This is a genomic window from Priestia sp. YIM B13552, from assembly GCF_042787775.1.
Lineage (GTDB): Bacteria > Bacillota > Bacilli > Bacillales > Bacillaceae_H > Priestia > Priestia megaterium_E.
The window spans coordinates 251,587-272,015 of sequence record NZ_JBHZOU010000005.1; the positions used below are offsets into that span (position 1 = coordinate 251,587).

General features: G+C 36.1%; 26 protein-coding genes. 7 read left to right on the forward strand and 19 right to left on the reverse strand.

What is annotated here, in order from left to right; genetic code table 11:
• Positions 1–133: 133 nt before the first annotated feature.
• Positions 134–415, reverse strand: coding sequence for a hypothetical protein (locus tag ACFX40_RS20540; protein WP_098332735.1), 282 nt, complete (start codon positions 413–415; stop codon positions 134–136).
• Between the two features lie 150 nt (positions 416–565).
• The gene (locus ACFX40_RS20545; protein WP_377256209.1) at positions 566–1,780 is read right to left on the reverse strand and encodes a threonine synthase; all 1,215 of its coding nucleotides are present in this window, start codon (positions 1,778–1,780) and stop codon (positions 566–568) included.
• A 406-nt stretch (positions 1,781–2,186) separates the two neighbouring features.
• Between ACFX40_RS20545 and ACFX40_RS20550 the strand changes: the two genes are divergently transcribed.
• Together ACFX40_RS20550 and ACFX40_RS20555 are read left to right on the forward strand one after the other, a co-directional pair.
• Positions 2,187–3,380 carry a dicarboxylate/amino acid:cation symporter gene (locus ACFX40_RS20550; protein ID WP_377256070.1) on the forward strand — a complete coding sequence of 398 codons (1,194 nt, stop codon included), beginning with the start codon at positions 2,187–2,189 and terminating at the stop codon, positions 3,378–3,380.
• An 88-nt stretch (positions 3,381–3,468) separates the two neighbouring features.
• Positions 3,469–3,570, forward strand: a complete 102-nt coding sequence (locus tag ACFX40_RS20555) for an FbpB family small basic protein (RefSeq protein ID WP_377256073.1) — start codon at positions 3,469–3,471, stop codon at positions 3,568–3,570.
• Positions 3,571–3,723: 153 nt separating this feature from the next.
• On the opposite strand, the gene ACFX40_RS20560 is transcribed toward ACFX40_RS20555, so the two are convergent.
• The 5 genes from ACFX40_RS20560 to ACFX40_RS20580 form a co-directional block, all read right to left on the reverse strand.
• Positions 3,724–4,014: a hypothetical protein gene (locus tag ACFX40_RS20560; protein ID WP_098247974.1), complete on the reverse strand. Its 291-nt coding sequence runs from the start codon at positions 4,012–4,014 to the stop codon at positions 3,724–3,726.
• A 37-nt stretch (positions 4,015–4,051) separates the two neighbouring features.
• Entirely contained in the window at positions 4,052–4,333 is a 282-nt protein-coding gene (locus ACFX40_RS20565; RefSeq protein ID WP_235593551.1) for a hypothetical protein, read from the reverse strand.
• A gap of 36 nt (positions 4,334–4,369) precedes the next feature.
• Positions 4,370–5,146, reverse strand: coding sequence for an SDR family NAD(P)-dependent oxidoreductase (locus ACFX40_RS20570; protein WP_377256076.1), 777 nt, complete (start codon positions 5,144–5,146; stop codon positions 4,370–4,372).
• A gap of 454 nt (positions 5,147–5,600) precedes the next feature.
• Positions 5,601–6,341, reverse strand: coding sequence for a CPBP family intramembrane glutamic endopeptidase (locus ACFX40_RS20575; RefSeq protein WP_377256079.1), 741 nt, complete (start codon positions 6,339–6,341; stop codon positions 5,601–5,603).
• Between the two features lie 439 nt (positions 6,342–6,780).
• Complete coding sequence (locus ACFX40_RS20580) at positions 6,781–7,218, reverse strand: helix-turn-helix domain-containing protein (protein WP_377256082.1); 438 nt, start codon at positions 7,216–7,218, stop codon at positions 6,781–6,783.
• 268 nt (positions 7,219–7,486) lie between these two features.
• Between ACFX40_RS20580 and ACFX40_RS20585 the strand changes: the two genes are divergently transcribed.
• Positions 7,487–7,993 (forward strand): CcdC protein domain-containing protein, encoded by a 507-nt coding sequence (locus ACFX40_RS20585; protein WP_176543638.1) that lies wholly within the window; start codon positions 7,487–7,489, stop codon positions 7,991–7,993.
• Between the two features lie 220 nt (positions 7,994–8,213).
• Entirely contained in the window at positions 8,214–9,158 is a 945-nt protein-coding gene (locus tag ACFX40_RS20590; protein WP_377256086.1) for a phosphotriesterase family protein, read from the forward strand.
• 88 nt (positions 9,159–9,246) lie between these two features.
• On the opposite strand, the gene ACFX40_RS20595 is transcribed toward ACFX40_RS20590, so the two are convergent.
• The 3 genes from ACFX40_RS20595 to ACFX40_RS20605 all read right to left on the reverse strand — a co-directional run bounded on the left by ACFX40_RS20595 (position 9,247) and on the right by ACFX40_RS20605 (position 12,472).
• Positions 9,247–10,509 (reverse strand): SulP family inorganic anion transporter, encoded by a 1,263-nt coding sequence (locus ACFX40_RS20595; protein WP_098580045.1) that lies wholly within the window; start codon positions 10,507–10,509, stop codon positions 9,247–9,249.
• 383 nt (positions 10,510–10,892) lie between these two features.
• Positions 10,893–11,522 (reverse strand): hypothetical protein, encoded by a 630-nt coding sequence (locus tag ACFX40_RS20600; RefSeq protein ID WP_098524814.1) that lies wholly within the window; start codon positions 11,520–11,522, stop codon positions 10,893–10,895.
• A gap of 44 nt (positions 11,523–11,566) precedes the next feature.
• A complete protein-coding gene (locus ACFX40_RS20605; RefSeq protein ID WP_098334296.1) occupies positions 11,567–12,472 on the reverse strand; it encodes a LysR family transcriptional regulator in 906 nt (301 codons plus the stop codon).
• A 127-nt stretch (positions 12,473–12,599) separates the two neighbouring features.
• Here ACFX40_RS20605 and ACFX40_RS20610 point away from each other — a divergent pair, with 127 nt between their 5' ends.
• Entirely contained in the window at positions 12,600–13,646 is a 1,047-nt protein-coding gene (locus ACFX40_RS20610; RefSeq protein WP_377256089.1) for a 2,3-butanediol dehydrogenase, read from the forward strand.
• Positions 13,647–13,978: 332 nt separating this feature from the next.
• On the opposite strand, the gene ACFX40_RS20615 is transcribed toward ACFX40_RS20610, so the two are convergent.
• The 7 genes from ACFX40_RS20615 to ACFX40_RS20645 form a co-directional block, all read right to left on the reverse strand.
• Positions 13,979–14,188 carry a hypothetical protein gene (locus ACFX40_RS20615; RefSeq protein WP_060745214.1) on the reverse strand — a complete coding sequence of 70 codons (210 nt, stop codon included), beginning with the start codon at positions 14,186–14,188 and terminating at the stop codon, positions 13,979–13,981.
• A gap of 243 nt (positions 14,189–14,431) precedes the next feature.
• A complete protein-coding gene (locus tag ACFX40_RS20620) occupies positions 14,432–14,737 on the reverse strand; it encodes a hypothetical protein (RefSeq protein ID WP_028409438.1) in 306 nt (101 codons plus the stop codon).
• Positions 14,738–14,977: 240 nt separating this feature from the next.
• Positions 14,978–15,631 carry an ABC-2 transporter permease gene (locus tag ACFX40_RS20625; RefSeq protein ID WP_377256092.1) on the reverse strand — a complete coding sequence of 218 codons (654 nt, stop codon included), beginning with the start codon at positions 15,629–15,631 and terminating at the stop codon, positions 14,978–14,980.
• Positions 15,632–16,483: an ABC transporter ATP-binding protein gene (locus ACFX40_RS20630; RefSeq protein WP_377256094.1), complete on the reverse strand. Its 852-nt coding sequence runs from the start codon at positions 16,481–16,483 to the stop codon at positions 15,632–15,634.
• A gap of 295 nt (positions 16,484–16,778) precedes the next feature.
• Positions 16,779–17,018, reverse strand: coding sequence for a hypothetical protein (locus tag ACFX40_RS20635; protein WP_098247964.1), 240 nt, complete (start codon positions 17,016–17,018; stop codon positions 16,779–16,781).
• A gap of 56 nt (positions 17,019–17,074) precedes the next feature.
• Positions 17,075–17,839, reverse strand: a complete 765-nt coding sequence (gene yidC / locus ACFX40_RS20640; protein ID WP_377256097.1) for a membrane protein insertase YidC — start codon at positions 17,837–17,839, stop codon at positions 17,075–17,077.
• A gap of 20 nt (positions 17,840–17,859) precedes the next feature.
• Entirely contained in the window at positions 17,860–18,150 is a 291-nt protein-coding gene (locus ACFX40_RS20645) for a hypothetical protein (protein WP_377256100.1), read from the reverse strand.
• A gap of 292 nt (positions 18,151–18,442) precedes the next feature.
• On the opposite strand from ACFX40_RS20645, the gene ACFX40_RS20650 reads away from it, so the two are divergent.
• Positions 18,443–18,724 carry a DUF4190 domain-containing protein gene (locus tag ACFX40_RS20650; protein ID WP_033580207.1) on the forward strand — a complete coding sequence of 94 codons (282 nt, stop codon included), beginning with the start codon at positions 18,443–18,445 and terminating at the stop codon, positions 18,722–18,724.
• Between the two features lie 560 nt (positions 18,725–19,284).
• Here ACFX40_RS20650 and ACFX40_RS20655 read toward each other — a convergent pair.
• A complete protein-coding gene (locus tag ACFX40_RS20655) occupies positions 19,285–19,542 on the reverse strand; it encodes a hypothetical protein (RefSeq protein WP_098334289.1) in 258 nt (85 codons plus the stop codon).
• A 57-nt stretch (positions 19,543–19,599) separates the two neighbouring features.
• Positions 19,600–20,007 carry a DUF1878 family protein gene (locus ACFX40_RS20660; protein ID WP_033580205.1) on the reverse strand — a complete coding sequence of 136 codons (408 nt, stop codon included), beginning with the start codon at positions 20,005–20,007 and terminating at the stop codon, positions 19,600–19,602.
• A gap of 168 nt (positions 20,008–20,175) precedes the next feature.
• Between ACFX40_RS20660 and ACFX40_RS20665 the strand changes: the two genes are divergently transcribed.
• A complete protein-coding gene (locus ACFX40_RS20665; protein ID WP_060745205.1) occupies positions 20,176–20,376 on the forward strand; it encodes a hypothetical protein in 201 nt (66 codons plus the stop codon).
• The last annotated feature ends 53 nt before the right edge of the window (positions 20,377–20,429 follow it).

The following is a 20,429-nucleotide window of genomic DNA, read 5'->3' on the forward strand; positions in this document are numbered from 1 at the left end:
AAGATAGCGCATTCACAATGTTATTGGTAGCAATTTCCACTCAGGTTATCTGACAATTATTGTTACAACCCATTAGATATAAGCTTTATTTTTGTAATAGATACCCTGTTTCTATTACAAAAATTATGTAGCCTTAAAATAAATATAAAGCTCGTTCTAACAAGTGCAGCAATGGATGATTCGGTCCATAGAATAAAACTTTAAGAGTTGGCTGGGATTCGAGGGATAAAAATTCAACTCCTTTCTCCGTATAATCATTCGTGGCTTCAAGTAAGTTTTCTACTGTAAAAGCAGGCTGGTTTATAGTGCTACTTTTGGCATATTCTTCAACTTGCGTAATATGCCAGCTCCACTCCCTCACCACGCTGTTTTTCCGGATAGAAAGATACTCTCTTTCTTCTCTTAGATACCCCATAAGACGAACTTTAAACCTAAATACACCCGTATAGTTTTGAACATAAAGATTCACACTTATTACATTTTTTTACATTTAGTAAACGTTTTATCTGCGTTAACATAAAAAAATAGACCTTCGCTTAGAAGAAGATCTATTTTTTTACTTGCTTTATTTTTTAGTAAGGCTGCCATTTCGCTCTAAAACAGGGACTTCAATATCTACCGTGTTTGGATATTTAACTCCAAGCCCTGTATTTAAAGCCACAACCGTTTCGTTTTCTTTGATCCATCCTTCTTCTCGTAAACGGCGTGCAGCTAGAAATGTAGCAGCGCCTTCCGGACAAATGAACGAACCTTCAAGCTGTGCAACCTTTTTTTGTTCTTCCACAATTTTATCTTCGTCGACCGCAATCGCGCATCCATTTGTATTGTATACAGCTTCTAAAACAAGAAAGTCTCCGATTGCTTTTGGTACGTTAATCCCAAAGGCAATGGTTGAAGAATCCGGCCAAAATTCAGATTCTTGTTTTCTTTCATTCCATGCTTTTACAATAGGCGCACAGTTTTCAGCTTGTACCGCAACTAAACGAGGAAGATCACCTTTAATCCAGCCAAGCTCTTTTAATTCATTTAACGCTTTATAGATGCCGATTAAACCAACCCCTCCTCCTGTTGGATATAAAATCACATCAGGGAGATTCCAAGAAAACTGTTCAGCAATTTCCAGTCCCATTGTTTTTTTACCTTCGATTCGGTACGGCTCTTTAAGCGTAGAAGCATCATAAAGACCCCAGGCTTTAATAGCCTCACCGACAATTTTACCCGCATCGCTAATAAGTCCATCTACTAAGTAAAGGTCAGCTCCAGCGACAGCACACTCATTTCGTGTAATAACAGGCGCATCTTTTGGCATTACAACGGTTGCTTTTATGTCAGCGCGTGACGAATAAAGCGACCAAGCGGCTCCGGCGTTCCCATTCGTAGGCATCGCTAACTGTTCAACGCCCAGTTCTTTTGCTTTTGACACCCCTACAGCGGCGCCTCTAGCTTTAAATGATCCCGTTGGAATAATGCCTTCATCTTTCATATATAAGTTTGGAATGTCCATTTCTTTACCTAGCTTAGGCATTTTTATAAGCGGCGTCATGCCTTCACCTAAGGAAACGACGTTTTTAGGATCTTCTACTGGAAGCAATTCATGATATCTCCATAAATTTGGTTCTCTGCTTTGAACAGCTTCTGGAGTCAGGTTAGCTTTCAATCTCTCTAAATCATACGCTACTAATAAAGGTGAGCCACATTCACATAATTGATGTTTTTCTTTTGGACTATATTCTTTTTTACATTTAGGACAATATAAGTGAGAAACATAACTAAACGGCATCATACACACTCCTTTAAATTCTGTAAACATAATACCATATATAAAATATAATTTATAGTATTTTTATCAGAATTATAAGGTATGATATCTCCATCATGTTATTAGTCATTAATAAAAACACATAAACCCTATTAAATTGGGGTTTTTGTGCTTTTTTCGTCTTTATTTATATTACTTTTTTTAGAATTAATCCCAGTAATTTTAGATAAAAACGTAAAAAATAAACGAAATTCACACTTTACTTATAGGAATAATTGTTTTAGTATGTAAAAAGATATTTGAAGGAGGTAGTTAAGGTGAATGCACTTTCGGTAGTGAGTAAACGCAATAAAAGTATTTGTACTTGTCTAATTCTTAAAAGTTACTAAAACATAAACAATACTACACTACAAGGAGAATTAGACAGATGGCTGCAAAAAAGAAATTTAAACTTAATTTAGGAGTACAAGTAATTATTGGATTAATTCTTGGATTGATCGTGGGATACGTTAGTAAAGAAGTTGGTTTGAAGTTAGAGATACTAGGAAAAGCGTTTATCCAGCTTATTCAAATGGTCATTGTCCCTCTTGTTTTCCCACTGATTGTATTAGGAATAACGGGGATGCATGATACAAAAAAGCTGGGACGAGTAGCATTTAAAACTCTTCTCTATTTTGAGATTGTGACTACAGTATTGATTATACTAGGAATACTCATTGCTAAAGTAACAAATGTAGGTGGACATATGCATGTAGGTGCAGTGGATACTTCTTCGTTAGGAAACCTGGCAAAAGGCATCGACTTTGGAGAGTTTTTCTTAAGTATTATTCCAAGTAATATCGTAGAAGCAATGGCACAAGGAAAGCTGTTGCCGATTATTTTCTTCGGCATTTTTGTAGGATTAGCTCTTACATCACTTGAGGAGAAAGCCAAACCGGTTATTACATTCTTTGAAGCATGGTTACAAGCGATGTTCAAAGTAGTCGAATACGCGGTATCATTTGCTCCAGTTGGCGTATTTGGATTTATTTCTTTTAGCGTGGCTAAATACGGGATTGGCAGCTTGCTTTCTTTAGGTCAATTTGTAGGTATTACGTATTTATCTTTTGCTATTACGGCATTTGTGGTGTTTCCGATTATCGCACTTATTTTCCGTATCCCTTATAAAGAACTGTTAAAAAGAACGGCAGATTTAATTTTATTAACGTTTACAACGCGCAGTTCAGAGGCTTCTATGCCGCTGCTCATTCATCGATTAGAAAAGTTCGGAGTGTCACGTTCTGTCACTTCGTTTGTATTACCAACCGGCTACTCTTTTAATCTAGATGGAGCTAGCATCTATATCAGTGTAGCTATTATCTTTCTTGCCAATGTATATAACCTACCTCTTAGTCTTGAACAAATTGTTGTGATCATTGGTTTATTAATGCTTATGACGAAAGGATTAGCAGGCGTCCCTTCAGCTGTCATAGTTGTGCTGTTGGCTGCTGCTAAAGAAATTGGCTTACCTGCAGAAGGCGTCGCTTTGTTATTAGCAGTTGATTTCTTTGTAGACATGGGTCGTTCAGCATTAAATGTCGTAGGAAACTCTTTAGCTACCGTCGTTATCGCAAAAATCTGAGAAATCGTTTCATTTTAATGCCGAGGATAAATAACAGTACGTTTACCTTCATGATTCAAAAACACGATAGTCAGAAAGAAGTGTTAGTTTGTTTAAACAAAGAAAATCATTCGAAGAGCTGGTAAAAGAAAATAAGCAAGCATTATTAAAAGATAAAAAAAGAAATCGAGAAAATCGAAAAACGCCATGAAGTGATAAAGCTAACTTAGTAGGGTTAGCTTTATCACTATTTTAATTCAATTAACTCAAAATGGCATTTTTATTAATAGATTACAGATTTCACTTTATTTATTTTGAAGGAATATTACCATCAGTTGAACTTTTGATAGCTCTCCCCCTATTCCTAAACAGATTTATTCACACTCTCTTTTTTAAAGATTCCGATTAACAGCGTAACAAGTCCTATTAAAAAGAAAAACGGAAACAATAACATCATTGATGCAACTCCTGCAAACCCTTCTTCCTGGCTAACCGCAAACAAAATTGAAACGGCCCATGAAAAGAATGGAGCTATAATCAATATGGTTGTTGTTCCCCACACTATATATTTTCTTTTTGCTGATTTTCCTTGGCTTAGTCCGCTTGCAAACATCAGACCTAATACTAAAACAAGTAATGCAACTCCAATTGCCATTCCACCACCGCCTTTAGCAGCTATTTTATTTCTGACTTTAGAGAGTTTTCTTTTTTGCCTCTTGGACGGAAATGAATACACTTGTAATAACGAGTAAGATCAAACCTTCTCCGATAATCATCAAACCTTTTATTTGAATGTCTAGAGCATCAAACCCGCTTACGTTGGCAAAAGCGTAAAAAAGTAAAAATAAACCGAATAATACAGTAACTAAGGAACTAAAAAGAGCAGCTATTCTTTTGTTACATACGATACTTACAAAAAGTAGTATCACAAACATTATACTAATGGCCATACAATTAGTTAGAATAAAAGACATACACACCCCCTTAAATACCTTTTTATTTCATTAATCTTACTCAAACCTAAACCCAATTCCACCATCTACAATAATATTTTGACCCGTAACAAAAGAAGCGTCATCCGAAAGAAGCCACTTTACTGCTTTTGCCGCTTCAAGCGGATCACCAATTCTGCCTAGCGCGTTTAGCTTTTGATAGGATTCATTGAGCTTTGCTTTTTCCTCTGAAGATAGGTCTGAAAATCTTTCTTCTAACATAGGCGTACGAAATGCGCCTGGACAAAAAGAGTTAATTCTTATATTTTGATGGCCATATTCTTGAGCAACTGATTTCGTTAAAGCGATCACACCGCTTTTCCCAGCCGCATATACGCCAGTCCCCGCTGAACATAAAATCGCATCCATTGATGATGTATTTACAATTACACCGCTGTTTTGTTTGGTCATTACCTGCAGCTGATACTTCATACAAAGCCATACACTTTTTAACGTAACGTTGATCAAATGGTCAAAGTCTTCTTCTTTGAATTCATGCGTAGCACTAGAGGACGCCTCTGTGTTAGCCGCATTGTTAAAGCCCACGTCAATTTTTCCAAATGTAGAGTATGTTTGGCTAACAAGGTTTTTAACATCTTGACTATTCGTTACATCGGTTTTGATAAAAAGAGATCGAGGAGACCACTTTCTTAATCTAGAAAGAGCTTCTTCTCCTTTTTCACTATTTCTAGAAGCGATCACAACATGCATGCCCTCTTTTGCGAGTAATTCCGCTGTTGCTAAACCAATCCCCGACGTTCCACCCGTAATAATACCTACCTTTTCTTCAAACATATCTTTCTCCCCTTTTGCGTTTAATAAGATCTCAACCAATTAAATTTAGCAGCATTATTAGTCATAAGAGTTATTCAGCTTTGGAGAGATTAATACCTGCTTCGGAACTCTAAAAAGAGAGTGAGACACAACTAAAGCAATTCAATCTACAGGCGAGCAAATTGGAGAAAAGAGCTAGTATAGGTCACTTGCTACACCGCTGTTGATTTCCGCGGGCGGCCGGTGAGCCTCCTCGTCACTTATGTTCCTGCGGGGTCTCACCTATTCCGCTTTTCCCGCAGGAGTCTTCGCCCTGCCCTCCAATCAACCGCTAGAAGCACCCACCCACATAAACGAAACCTACGTTCATCACAATAACAAAAAAACCCGAACGAGTTTGATTCTCCATCAAGAATCTCCATTCCTCGTTCGGATTCACCTTTAACTAAACTACTTTTGTCCCAGCCTCTTTTAATTAGCCACTAACTTGATTATGAGAAACAGATAAAGTAGATTGTCGATTCCATAAATAAAAAGCATATCCGCTTAAAAATAAAAGCATCGCGTAATTAACGAGTAAAGAATCGTTAGCGTCAACAGGGCTTGTAAACTGGAGAAAATTGTTTAAGCCGTGGAATACAATCGTAATTCCAATCGATTGACCATTAACGATCAGCAAAGCCAGTACCATCCCAATAACAAATGCAAATAAAATTTGAAAAATTGTATTTGCTACGGATTGACCGCTTAGCATATTCAAACTATGGGTAAAAGCAAATAGGAACGATGATAGAAGAACCGCCACTTTATAGCTTTTTGCTAAAAGCAGATTAAGGATAAATCCTCTAAATACCATCTCTTCTACAAATGCTATGACTAGAGTTTGGGTAAGCAAAACAAGAATAAGATCAACAATGGAATTTCCGTGTACACCTTTGTTGCCAATGAGGATAATAAGCAAATACAAAAGAAGCGGAGAAAGAAACAGGATTCTCGTTCTAAACGACATGTTTTGTTGAAAGGAGAAAAAATGCGGCCACTTTTTTGTTTTTGTTAGATAAAATGCTATTCCAATCGCCAAAGGGATGATTCCTAAAAACTGAAGATAATGTGTAGTAGGATGCGTCATGCTCACGTATGCACCGTTTACCACAAACCAAAAGATAACTAAGATTTCTAGGCCAATAACTTTCCACAAAAGCTTTGACTTGATCATCACTACGCCACCTTTTTGCTTTAGGTTTCATTGATAACCTATACTATTCGTTTTAAGGATTTTATATGTTTTCACCCTTGTATCATTTGAGCTCAAAGACCATGTGAGACAGCGCTTCTTCCTTTTAAAATAAGAAGATAGTTCCTTACTTTTTTAATTTGACTACACAAGGTTCAAAAATACACAAAACCCTGCCCACGTGACATAATCACTAACCTCCATTTTTTTACCCCCTCTAACAAGTACACTAAGCGCCAAATTGGAAACACTTCCTTCAGGCGTTTTGTCTATATACCTATTGGCTAAAGCGTATGCTCCTACTCGAAACAAGTAATAGCTTACTAAACATAAAAAAGATAGGGTCATAAAACTCACATTTAATTCTTTCACACGGTACACCTCATTATTTTTCTGCTATTTCATCAGATAGCTTACGCTTTTATCCTTGTTCATAAAAATCTTTTTTGACGTCTTTTAAAAGTTTTAAGATACCTTTATAAAAACAAGCAATTAGCATTCCAGCGATGTTGGTCACCATGGTGATTGTAAGATTGCCGATAATCAAGCTAAGAAAAGTACCAAGAAACATAATACCAATTCCGATATAAAAACCTGGATGAAGCAGTTCATCGTCGTCTTCTTTTTCTTCTTCGCTAATGTTTATTTTGTTTTGTAACGCAGCATCACTTTTAATAAATTCATCAATGGTTGTTCCATAGATGTCCCCTAACTTTAAAAGATGCTGGATCTCAGGGTAGCTCTGATTATTTTCCCACTTATGTATGTTTTGTACAGATACACCCACTTGCTTAGCAACCTCTTCTTGAGACATTTTTTGTTCTTCTCTTAATTTTTCTAGCTGATTTCCTAACCTCAACTCATTCACCTCTATAACTATGGCAGCGTGTAAACGGAACCTGCTTGCACTATGTTTTCTCGTTTTCTACAATTCTAACATATTGTGGTAAAAAAGAAAGAAACAGTTAATGTGGCGTATACCAAAACCTACAAGGGCAGTGATAAAAAATAGTGAGAATTCTCATGTGTAAAAAATGAAAGAATGCACTTTTATCTTCATCCTTTTATTGTTTATACTAAATAGTGGATTGTACGAACGTAGAAATAAAAAAGGAGGCAAAATAACGATGGAAATGCTGCTTATTTATATATTTGTTATCGCTCTTATTGGACTCATTATTTGGAGAAAGATGAAAAAGAAAAATAAGCCCATTAAAAAGAATGGACTTGGTATATTAGCACCTATTTTTTTCATATTGATTGCATTTTCCCTTAGTCTAAGTCAGCTGATGCACATACCGGGCCAGCCCTTTCACTTACCACCCTACTGGGAAATGCTGATTGCTGGTGTATTAGGTGTTATATTCGGGCTCATTATGCTTAGCCAAACGGACTATGAAGTAAGAGAAGACGGCTTCATTTACTCAAAGCCAAATAAAAATTTTAAATATGTGATTATTGCTATTATCTTCATAAGAATGGCTTTGAGCCAGTACTTTAAAGGGTTAGATTCGATAGACTTCGCGGTCTTAACGATGACGCTAGCCTTTATATATATTGTTATTTGGAGAGTTGGCAGCTATCTAAAATTTCGTAAATTAAACGGTGATCATTACAGCGTAAATGCTGGGTAATGATCAATATGAATGGTCCTTCTTTCTGCTTGGAAAGAAGGATTTTTTGTCATAGGGAGTAAAAGTACCGCCTGTTGTGTAAGACAATAAATATGTTGTATAATGCAATATGTGTTTTTTATAACGGTAGTCCATATATAAAAATAAAACAGATTAAATTAAAAATGTACCTGGTCACCCGCTTTTCAATTTACAAGTAGATTATGAAAGGAATCATACTATGACATTTATCAATTCTGTAACAGGCCCAGTCAACGCGTCAGAACTAGGGCTAACGTTAATTCATGAGCATATGCGCGTTCGTTCTGAATCTGTTCACGCACAGTTTCCTCATTTATATGATGAAAAACAAGAAATGGCAAAAGCAGTCGAACAAGTAAATCGCGCAAAGAAGCTCGGAGTCAAAACCATCTGTGATCCTACGGTGATGGAACAAGGGCGAGATATTCGTTTTATTGAAAAAATTGCCCGTGAAACGGACACTCAAATCATCGCAGCTACGGGAATTTATACGTATAACTACATCCCTACCCATTTTCAAACTCGTAGCATTGACTATATGGCAGATCTGTTTGTTCGAGATATCGAAGTCGGCATTCAAAACACGTCGATTAAAGCAGGCTTTCTAAAATGCGCTACGGATGCACCTGGCGTAACGGCCGATGTAGAAAAAGTAATGCGTGCCGTCGCAAGAGCTCATAAAAAAACGGGCGTGCCGATTATGACCCATTCACATCCGACAAGCGGCACAGGCTTAAAGCAGCTTGATATCTTACTTGAAGAAGGTGCTAATCCAAATCAAATTCTGATTGGACATACGGGAGATACGGATAACCTTGAATATATTTCAAACATTTTAAATCAAGGGGCTTTTATTGGAATGGACCGCTACGGTTTAACAAGAGAATGTTCAACTGAAAATAGAAATAACACGGTCATTGAGTTAGCCAAACAAGGATACTCAAACCGCATGTTTCTATCACAAGACTACTGCTGTACAATGGACTGGTTTCCAGAAGGCGTAATTGAAGAACGTTTTCCAAAATGGTCAATGAGCTTTGTGTTAGAAGAAGTCGTGCCGGAATTAAAAAGAAAAGGCGTAACCGAACAGCAGATTCAGCACATGCTTTTTGATAACGCCCGCTGTTGGTTTGAAGGAAAGTAATTGAGATAGTCTTTTTCATTACTACTAAAACCCCCACTGTCTAAGCCTACAGCGGGGGTTTTTACGCGTATTATTTTATATGCTTACATTAACCAGTTTTTCTTAATAGCTTTTGTTTTTCTTGACTCTTTTTCACCATAAAGTGTACACCACACAGGCATAATCCAACGGCTATTCCTACTGTCAAATTTGTAAATACCGTTAACAAAAAAGTCGTGAGTAAAACCAGCGAATGAAATGATCTTTCTTTTATCACTTTTGCAAACTGTTCTTTTTTACTTATATTCCACGCTACGACCATCAAAACTGGAGCGAGACTGGCAAGCGCCACGTATGAAGCGTACGGCGCAAGCACCAAGAGCACAATCAACACAAAGATAGCGTGCGTGATTCCTGCGATTGGAGATGAAGCGCCGTTTTTAATATTGGTAACCGTTCTTGCAATTTCTCCTGCTGCGGGAATACCTGAAAACATTGGCGTTACCATGTTTACGATTCCCTGTCCAATCAGTTCTTTTTTGCTGCTGTGCTTTGATTTTGTCATTTCATCTGCAACACGAGCTGTCAGTAAAGACTGTAACCCTACAAGTATAGCAATGACAAATGCAGAAGGTAAAAGAGTGACCACCCTCTCCACTGTTATATCTGGAAACGCTGGCGCCGGAAAATGACGAGGTATCTCTCCGTAAATGGAACCAATGGTTTCAAACTGATTGGAAAAGAAAAAAGATGCCAAGCCCGTTGATACAATAATTCCGAGTAAATAAGACATTCCCAGCGACTTAGGCGAAAAGTAAAGAACAATTAAAATCGTAGCTAAGCACAATCCTGCTGTAGCGATACTATAGATGTTGATGAAGTGTAAATTACCAAAGATCTCTTTTATATTCAAATGAAAAAACTGAAATTTGTCAATCGCGTGCAGCCCAAGGAAGTTTGGTATCTGCCCGCTAAAGATAATCAGCGCGATTCCCGACTGAAATCCTATAATAATAGAGGACGGAAAATACTTGATTAAAGCTCCTACTTTACATAGCGCAAAGATAATGAGGAGAATGCCGGACATAAAGCCGGCAATTAATAAGTTTTCATAGCCATATTGCAACACAATCCCTAATAAAACAGGAACAAATGCACCGGTAGGTCCCGCGATTTGAAACCTACATCCACCTAAAATAGCAATTAGCAAGCCCGCTACAATCGTTGTATAAAGTCCTGTAACAGGCGATATTCCAGAAGCTATCGCAAATCCTAACCCTAAAGGTATAGCTATAATGCCAACAACAATACCCGATAGTATATCTTTCTTCAAATGCTGCAAGGAGTAATTTCGAAAAACCTCTAGATTCATAAGTGTACATCAGCCTCCATTTTAAGTAGTGAGGTTACCCATTCGTATTTTCGTCATACAACCTTATTGAGCTTTCAACCATTCAAAATAAGGTGGGCTACTCGATTACTTTCATTTTAAAGGAGACAACTTACAAAAAAATAAAGGAGAAATTAGAATTTTCTTAGACAGTTATTAAAATTTTCTTAAAAATTCTCACTTTTTATTCTTTTAGTTATTTTTCAACTAAACTGCGCTTCTTAGTAATGAATAAAGCAAGAAATCTAAACAGGTGAAATCTACGTTCATCCTAACAAAAAAAACGAACCACCCATCAAACATGTTGATCAAGGGTCCGTTTTTCACTTGAGCTAACATACGTTTGTCTCAGGCTCGTTTTTTTACTAATAAGATATATAATACCAATTCCTTTGTAACTTTTTTATTTCTTCAAACTTCAGACCAAAATCGCCCGATGAAGGTTTACGGTTGTTTGGGTCATACACAAAGCCTGAGAAATGACCTAAGATCCCAAGGTTTGTAAAGAAAAGTACGGAGGTTGTCTTTCCTTTGGTTTCTACTGCGACCTCATCTCGACCTCTAGATACGCTCACGTACTCTTTCGGTAAATCAACTAGAGATGAGAGGTCGGGTTCATTGGGTAAAAAATGGAACGATGGGTAGTTGGTTTCATCCGGTTTCAGAATACCTTTTTGTATTTTAGCTGCCACTTCTTCTCTCTTCTGCTGATGGAGTTTAAAGTTTATGTCTAAATTAAGCTGCTCAAACGGAATGAAGAACCACAGCACAACGGTTATCACTTGAATGACTAAAGGCAGCCACTTTCTACTGCTAAACAGATAAATTCCTGTCCACAGCGTTAGTAGTAAAAAGAAAGGAATGACAAAGAATAACCATATATACGGACTTACGTATTTCCCTATCCGATCATCTAAATCCCATTGAAACAGTGACAATAAAAAAACAAGTAAACTACTACATAACGATAAAATTAAGGTTAAATGACGTTTCACACATTTCCCTCTCTCTGAAATAATTCTTTTTTAACCTTTATTCTTTATAATTCGTTATTTACTATAGTTCTATGAATCCGCTTTAAGAATTCTCTTATTATTCTAGAAAGACCATTATTAGCGTTATAAAAGTAGCCAAAAGAATAAGTTTTGTAATGCGGAGGAGCAAAGTTAACGACTACATATTGATCACTTCTAGATAAGCCGGCATCTGTTTTAAATGCGTAGTCAAATCCTATATTTATTGCCGTATTATTTTCCAATGTATTACGAATTGTATCTACATTATTGGTAGTAAACAAGATATCAAATGGTAATGAACTAAAGCCTTTCATAAATTCCTGAATATATTTATCGTTATATAAAACAATTGGCTGGTTGAGCAACATCTCTTCAGTAATGAGTCTTTGTTTGGCTAATGGCGACTTCTTATTTACTGCAGCTACCATATGGCCATCTAATAACTTTTTAAATACCAAGTTCCGATACTTTGTTTCTTCTTTTTCTGTATAAGTAATAAAACCTACATCTACCTCCCCCTCTAGAACTTTATCTATAATATACTCGGTGCTATTTTCATAGACAGAAGCCTTTATGTTCGGATATTCTCTTTTAATTTCTGTTATTAAGTGAACGAGAATCTCCATTGGTCCTGGGTAGGTTGCAATCTTTATTTCACCATTCATTGTATTTGTATACGCTTCTGCTTCATCCATAAATTCTTGAATTTTCAATAAAGCAGAATTGGCCTTTTCAATTAACCTATGACCTTCTTCAGTTGGAATAGATCCTCTTCTAGAACGATGAAAAATCATTATATTTAGTTCTTTCTCTAAATTTTTTATAGATTGGCTTAGTGCAGGTAACGTAATATGCAGATTATTAGCTGCTTCTTTTAGTGAACCCGTTTTATCTATTTCCACCATATGTTTTAACTGTTCAATATTCATAATGCCCTCTTTTTCTTTTAGTTAAGTATTACTTAACAATCGTTAATATTAACTAAATTTACCATAAGCATATCTGATTGTATACTTATAGGTATAGTAAAAGAAATGACACAAGGAGATGTAGTATATGAAGGCGCTAAGATGGCATAATCAAAAAGATATTCGTCTTGAAGAAATAAATGAACCGGTTGTACAGGCTGGTCAGGTAAAAATGAAAGTTAAATGGTGTGGAATTTGCGGTAGTGATTTGCATGAATACTTAGGCGGTCCCATCTTTATTCCAGTTGATAGACCGCACCCTCTCACTAATGAGGTTGCTCCAGTGACCCTTGGACATGAATTCTCAGGTGAAGTAGTAGAGATTGGAGAAGGTGTAACTCGTTATAAAGTGGGTGATCGTGTGGTAGTTGAGCCAATCTTTGCTACACATGGACACCAAGGTGCTTATAACCTAGATGAACAAATGGGATTCTTAGGTTTAGCCGGAGGCGGTGGAGGTCTTAGTGAATATGTTGCTGTAGACGAAGAACTTTTATTCAAACTTCCAGATGATTTATCTTATGAACAAGGTGCTCTAGTAGAACCAGCGGCAGTAGCTCTTTATGCAGTACGTTCAAGTAAAGTGAAAGCAGGAGACAAAGTTGCTGTATTTGGATGTGGCCCCATTGGACTTCTTGTCATTGAAGCGTTGAAAGCAGCAGGTGCAACCGATATTTATGCAGTTGAATTATCTCCAGAAAGACAAGCGAAAGCAGAAGAATTAGGAGCAATCATCATCAATCCTGCTGAAGTTGAAGATACGGTAGCTGAAATTGGTAGATTAACTGACAGTGGCGTAGATGTATCTTTTGAAGTAACAGGCGTACCTATTGTATTACGTCAAGCAATCCAATCTACAGGAATTGGTGGAGAAACTATTATCGTTAGCATATGGGAAAAAGGAGCAGAAATCCTACCAAATGATATTGTAATTAAAGAACGAACTGTTAAAGGAATCATTGGCTATCGTAACGTGTTCCCAGCGGTATTATCTCTCATGCAAAAAGGCTACTTCTCAGCCGAAAAGTTAGTAACGAAAAAGATAGCTCTAGACGATGTAATTGAAGAAGGATTCGAAAGCCTGATTAAGGAAAAAAACCAAGTTAAAATTTTGGTTGAATCAGAACAGCGATAATAAGGATTTCTCTAGGCCACTGATAGTAATTAGTGGCTTTTCAGCTCTTTAATAGGATTCAGCCGAGATGTGTGCAGAGTTCCATCAACATAATTTGACAGTGTAGAAGAATTAACGAGTGAACTCCAGGACTATCCCCGTTGATTTAATTACATTCGAATCCATGGGATGCTTAGTTACATGAATTTCGTAGATTACAGACTTTAACACCTAAAAAAATTGTTTCATCTAATACTAACATATCAATAGGTTAGTTCATGAGGACTAGACAGATATAAAATACGCCACCTTTTCCAACAAAATAAAGAACTAGGGGCCATTCCGTAAATAACTTAGCTATGAAACTTTTTATTTTCTTTGTTCTTTTGGTACTCTACAAAAAATGAGACCGGGACTGCTCCAATACCTATACCTATTGAAATAAACAGCGCCTGGTTTAGCTGAAGACTCGTATTTCCTGCTGCTTTACTATAAATCATAAAACATACGAAGCTTAAAAGGCCTATAGCTAAAGGAATGAGCGCGTGCTTGTACCATTTCATTGTATTAATCTCTCCTCTTTTATAACAGGATAAAGTTAGAAAAACCCGCAGCTTCCAAGGTTATGATCATTTCCAAATTATCACATCTCCTTTTTCTTCCTTTTCCTTCTTTTCTTCTTGTTAAACAAGTTTAGCCAAATAGTCAGCAGTGCCTCTCCAGAACATACGAGTCCTCTTGAAATCATACAAAAATAAAAAAGGCAGGGTTTCTCCTGCCTTTTTTGCATATGTAATTCCTCTTCACTATGTCAACTCAGCGCTTTTAGCGAGCATAAAAGCAGAGATACTAAACAACACAATAAATAAAGAAGCGGCATGTAACAGTAAAAAAAGAAATTTTTGACCGCCTTTAATGAAGAGCGAATAAATCATTCCTAGGATTGTTACTAAGATTAAAAGTGCTGCTGCTATTTTAATTACTATAGCAAAGAAAGCTCCCGCAAATACAATTGACGGAATAAAAGATGCTACAATAATGATATACAAAATCAGTGTAGCAATAAAAGCGGTTTTTGATACATTTGAAGCATGTTTAAACGAATTCCCCATATAATCTCCTTTCTCATTTTAAAACTGCATCTTTTACTATAATACATGTGTATAGAGGACACAATTAACTTTTGTAAAAGTGCTTATCACTTAAGCTTGATCACCAATGACATCCGTTATATTTTTGAGATCTTGTTTGCTTAGTTTATCAAATGTTGTGGCTGTTTTTTTGTTTGAATTATTTGTTGATAAATAGCCTTAACGAACGCTTTGTAGTCTTTACTTCAAAACCAATTCATACTAAAATTCTCTCTTCTGGTAGATAGACAGCGCAATAAAGTAAGAAGCAATATACATTACCATCCCCAAAAGAGTATATAAGATAGGAACATGCAAAGAAGAAGCAATCGGTAAGCTTGATGCCGCTAATATCTCGACGAAATAGCCAACAGCTCCCTGTAAAGCAATCGCAACGAAAAGGCCTCCCATGCCTCCTCCAAGTACTATTCCGTCAGATTTCTCTGCTCCGAATACGTAAAGAAGCGGATAAGCAAGTGCACCAGCGAAAAGTACGATAAATGTACCAAACGAAACGATATTTACTATATCCTCTACTGCACTCTTGGAAATAAGCGAATACATTGAAAAAACAGCATAGGATAGGATGGTTCCGCTGACGACAATTAAAAAGTAAAAAATATAGTGGCTTTGCACCACATTTTTTCGACTAATCGGAAGAGTAAGCGCGTATTTGTCATAGCCGGTCTTACTTTCTAATTTGATTACTTCAAGCGCTGGCATTGCCATTAATAAAATAATTAACATCGCTATAATACGGTAAAATGAAGGATCCGCAAAATAAAAGATGACCGCAGAAATAACTATGGCGAGCGCTGTGTAAGTCAAAAAGCTTCGGTGAATGAGGTAGTAGTTCGTTAACAATAGACCTCTCATTTACGTTTCACTCCTTGTTAAAAGCACGCTTAGTTCTTCCATCGACATCGGGTCAGTTATAGTTTCATCTGGCAGTTGATGCTTATCTGATACGAGTACACGGACAGACGTATCATACGTTCTTTTTGCCACTACTACATCTTCAGGAAGTAAGTTCAGCTGTTCTTCATTCATAACGGCAATTGCATACTCTTGAAAAACTTTCTCTTTTTCTTCATTTAATAAAACCTCACCGTTTTTAATCACAACAAGGTGGCTCGCTATTTTTTCGACGTCGCTCATAATGTGAGACGAAAGCAAAATTCCGCTGCTGCCATCGCTGACAAATGCTTTTAATTCATCTAGTATTTGCTCTCTAGACGAAGGATCCAGTCCTCCTGTCGCTTCATCTAACAGCAATAATTTAGCACGGTGAGACAGCGCTACAGCTAGAGATAATTTCATCGACATGCCGCGCGAAAACATATGTATTTTTTTATCTTCCGGCAACGAAAACGAACGAATCAACCGGTGAAAACCAGCTTCTTCCCAAGAATTAAATAGTTTCTTAAAAACGTTGTTTAACTGTTTTATGGTCAAAGAAACCGGCAGATTAATCGCATCAAACACGACTCCAATATCTTCTTTAATCGTCGCATCTGTATTCAAATTGTCTTCACCAAATATTTCGACAGTACCGCTATCTCTCGAAATTAATCCTAGTACTGCTTTAAACGTCGTAGATTTACCCGCTCCGTTATCACCAATAAATCCCACAATCGATCCAGGAGGTACATGAAATGAAACATCTTTTAAAACCTCATTTTGGCCAAACGATTTCGCCATGTTTCTAACTTCTAAAAGATTTGTCATTTGCTCACTTCACTTTCTCTATTAGTAGAGTTAGGTGTAGTCATAGAAAGTAACTAATTTAGTCATTTTGACAGCACACAGAATCACCTTTTATTTACAAAAATGACTATTTAATACCAATTATAGCTAGTAAACTATAAAAAGTCGATGATAACATAAAGGTTTGCTGCCTCTTCATTTGTTTTTGATGACCGTAATATGTATGACAACATCTGCCTGTACTATTCTTGCCTGACCTATTTAGCGAAATCACAAATAAAAAAAGGATCTGCTATAAAAGATCCTTTTTTCTTCACTATAATTGATGACCCTGCTTTTTTTCTTTTTCACTTAATACGTAGTCGGTTATAAAACCAAGAATAAGTCCGATGGCTACCGGTATCAAACCGCCTTTTGCTTCCATTTGAAAATTTTCTGGTTCATTTACATAAATCCACTGAACTGACAGTAACGAAATATGAAATGTATTGCCGATAAAAAATAAAAGTGCTATGGTGCCAATTGTTACGCCGAATGAAAGAATATATTTCTTCATAATGCTCCCTCCTTTCACTAAAAGGCTGCTCCTAACAGAGCAACCTTTTAATCTCTTTATTTTGCTTCAAGCGCTACTTTTTCTTGAACAACCTTCTTTAATACAAAAGACTGAAAAATCATAAACAAACTGCCCGTCATCCAGTATAAAACAAGACCAGATGGTGAAAAGATTCCAAATGAAAGCACCATGAGAGGCGAAAGAATTCGAGATAACACTGCTTGCGATTGATCCACTCCTTCTACATCACTTTGCATAACTTTTGACTGTAAGTACGTAGCAACTGCCGCCGCGATTGGAAGAATAAAATACGGATCTGCATGTCCTAAGTCAAGCCATAAAAAAGATGATGCGCTAATTTCATCTATTCGTCTAATCGCATAGTACACGATTGAAAAGACGGGAAGCTGAACAAGTAAAGGAAGGCATCCCATAAGAGGATTGGCTCCATTTTCTTTAAGAAGTTCCATCATTTCACGCTGATATTGCTGCTGACTCTCAGGATCTTTATCTTTGTACTTCTCTTTTAGCTCTTGAAGCTGAGGCTGGATACGTTTGTTGCTCAGCTGATTTTTATATTGAAGAATGTTTAAAGGCGCCAGCAGCATACGTACGCCAACCGTCACAAGCATAATTGAAAAACCAATACTTTGATGAAGCCACGTATTTCCTATAAACAAAATCAGTAGTGAAAAAGGATAAATAAAATAGTGATCAAAAAAGTGAGTGTGCGAACTTTGAATCACGTTTGCTGAATCACAGCCGGCAAGTAGAAAAATGGAAACGACAATAAAGAAAATCTTCTTTTTATGTTTTAACATTTATATTCCTCCAGTATTTTTTAGTTAAACGAAAAAAATACTGGCGAATGCGGACCTTCATCATCTTGTTCACCTATTGCTTCTTGTCTGTGAACAGAATATATAAATTTAAATTTGTAATACACGCAGCTTATGAGATCCTGAGCCCGTAAAAGATTCACATTTTGTATGAGATACATGTCCTTTTGCTGCAGACAAACATGCTTATGTATTGTTTGAAATGTAGCTAGTTTAATAGCAGCATGTACAAAGAATGCCGTCATAATCGCAAATGACACATACAGAAAAGCATCCGGTATAAACAATTCCATTTATTCACATCCTTATGGATTATTGTATCATATTTTCCTTAATTTAGGTTAATTGATTTTATGACGCAGAATCTGCTATCTCAGTAAATATACTCTACAAAGCTGGTTTTCTTATAGGAAAGTCAAAAGCTGCGTTTCTTTTGCACATACCTTCATACGTCTGATGAAACAACGAATAGAACATATACTGGGGCACATATAATTCTAAAAATTTCTACTTTTATTAGGAAAAAGGATATTATTCCTTTTTATGGTATAATCAAAAAAATATAATTTATAGGGAGTGAATTCATTGGAAACTAATACAAAACCTCAAGTAAACACCAACTCTATTGTTTCTCTAACTCTAGGTATCGTATCTATTTTTATTCCAATCATTGGGTTTATTACAGGGATTATTGGAATCATCTTCTACAAAAAAGCATCAAATCAAATAGCTGCTACGAATCAAAGCGGTAAAGGACTCGCGATTGCCGGTCTGATTTGCAGTATAGTAGGCATGATTTCTCAGCTACTCTTTATATTAGGAATTATTACGTTTATGTTTGGAGGAACAACGGTTGACTATGAATAAAACAGGTCAATTAAAAATGTAAGAAAATCGAGATTTAGATAGGGTTATTGAAATTTCTATATGAAAGAATAAAAGCTTGATTTTCGACTATCCGAAAATCAAGCTCTTGAAATTTAAACGTTCTGACTCATTGTTACTACGCCTATAGCTCTTAATATAAATTGCAAAGGAGAATGAAAAATTAAATCTATCGTTGAATCTAGAATAAAAGAAATCATAATTGTTCTACTTACTTTACTACTAGTAATCTCTGTATTAATTAACTGTTCTAGCTTTTTTAATAGTTCAGAGATAAAAACTTTGACCTCAAGATGTTATGATAACGGCGGAGAAGCCATAGTAGAAATACATAATTCAATTATTAATGATTATTCTTTTGAATGTAAATAAATGAGTTAAAAAACAGCTGGTTACTTAACAAGCTTACTTAAAAGAGGGATAACGATGTAGCCCTCTTTTATACGTTAAAAAGCTGTATGAAGTCAATGACAAAGTAAACACCACAAAAGTTCTTATCCACAACGATTCATAATTTCATCGTTGTACTTCTTATGTACGAGCTATGAGAAAAGATAGCCGGTAAAGATAATAAACCCTGTTACTAGGATTAATCCACCGCTAATTATTACTGTCAAAATACTTCTCAGAGCCGATACCCAATTGTTTATTCCAAAGAACCCTGCGATACCAATACAAAATAGAATAATTGCTAAACAAAGATTGATATTCAATAACGCTGGATAATAAAAAGCGATGAAAAAGAAACCAACGCACAGTAGCGTAAAGATAAATGACCAGAAATTAATAATTCGCGCCATCTCACCTATCCTCCTCTACTTTTAAAATTTCCACGTTTAAACACACTCTTAGATTATTTATTTCAAATCTATTTTTAAACGCTGCAATAAAAAGTCACATACTTCCATTTGAATACACTGCTTCTTTAAACTGCACAATAAATATTCTAGTTCAAATTCCTGATAAAAGATTTTAGCAACAACCGATTTTAATTCCTCTAAAGTTGGTTGTTCTGACGCATATAATTTATCCAACGGAAGATTAAATTGAGAGAACAGCTGATCATTTTGATAAAAGGTAGAAATGTCTTCACCCTTGATTCGACAGCTAAACACACCTAGCATGTTTAAAAATGCCTTTACTTGGTTTTCTTCAAATTCATGATCAATCACAAACATAAAAAAAGGATGTTCCTCTGCGTTAATCATGTGCTTCATGAGACTCATTTGATATTTTAATAGCTTCACTTCTTTTACGACATCCAACTTCTTCCCATCTTTCTTTGAAAAATGATCCTACTATACTCTGTGAATTTTACCATAATCTAGTAGTGTCAATAAACCGTTTATAGAAAATTACTTTGTAATGAATGGAATAATAAGGTATATTGTTATAAATGGTAATAATTTCATAAACCGAAAGCGAGGATACATATGGGCCTGTTACTAATTGCGGTTATTATCACGCTATCCATCATTTTAGATTACTTTATTTTTGACTATGAAGATAAGCACTGGGGCTGGCTAAAGAAAGCTTCTACACCTGTTAGAAGAAGTGTTATTGGCTGTTACTTGCTTATGTCGTTTGTTATTTATTTTGGTTTGAGCTTTCCGTATATTAAGCCTTTTTTATAAATATTAGTCTGCCTAAACTGGTTAGCCTATAACTCTTATCTAAAGGTTATAGG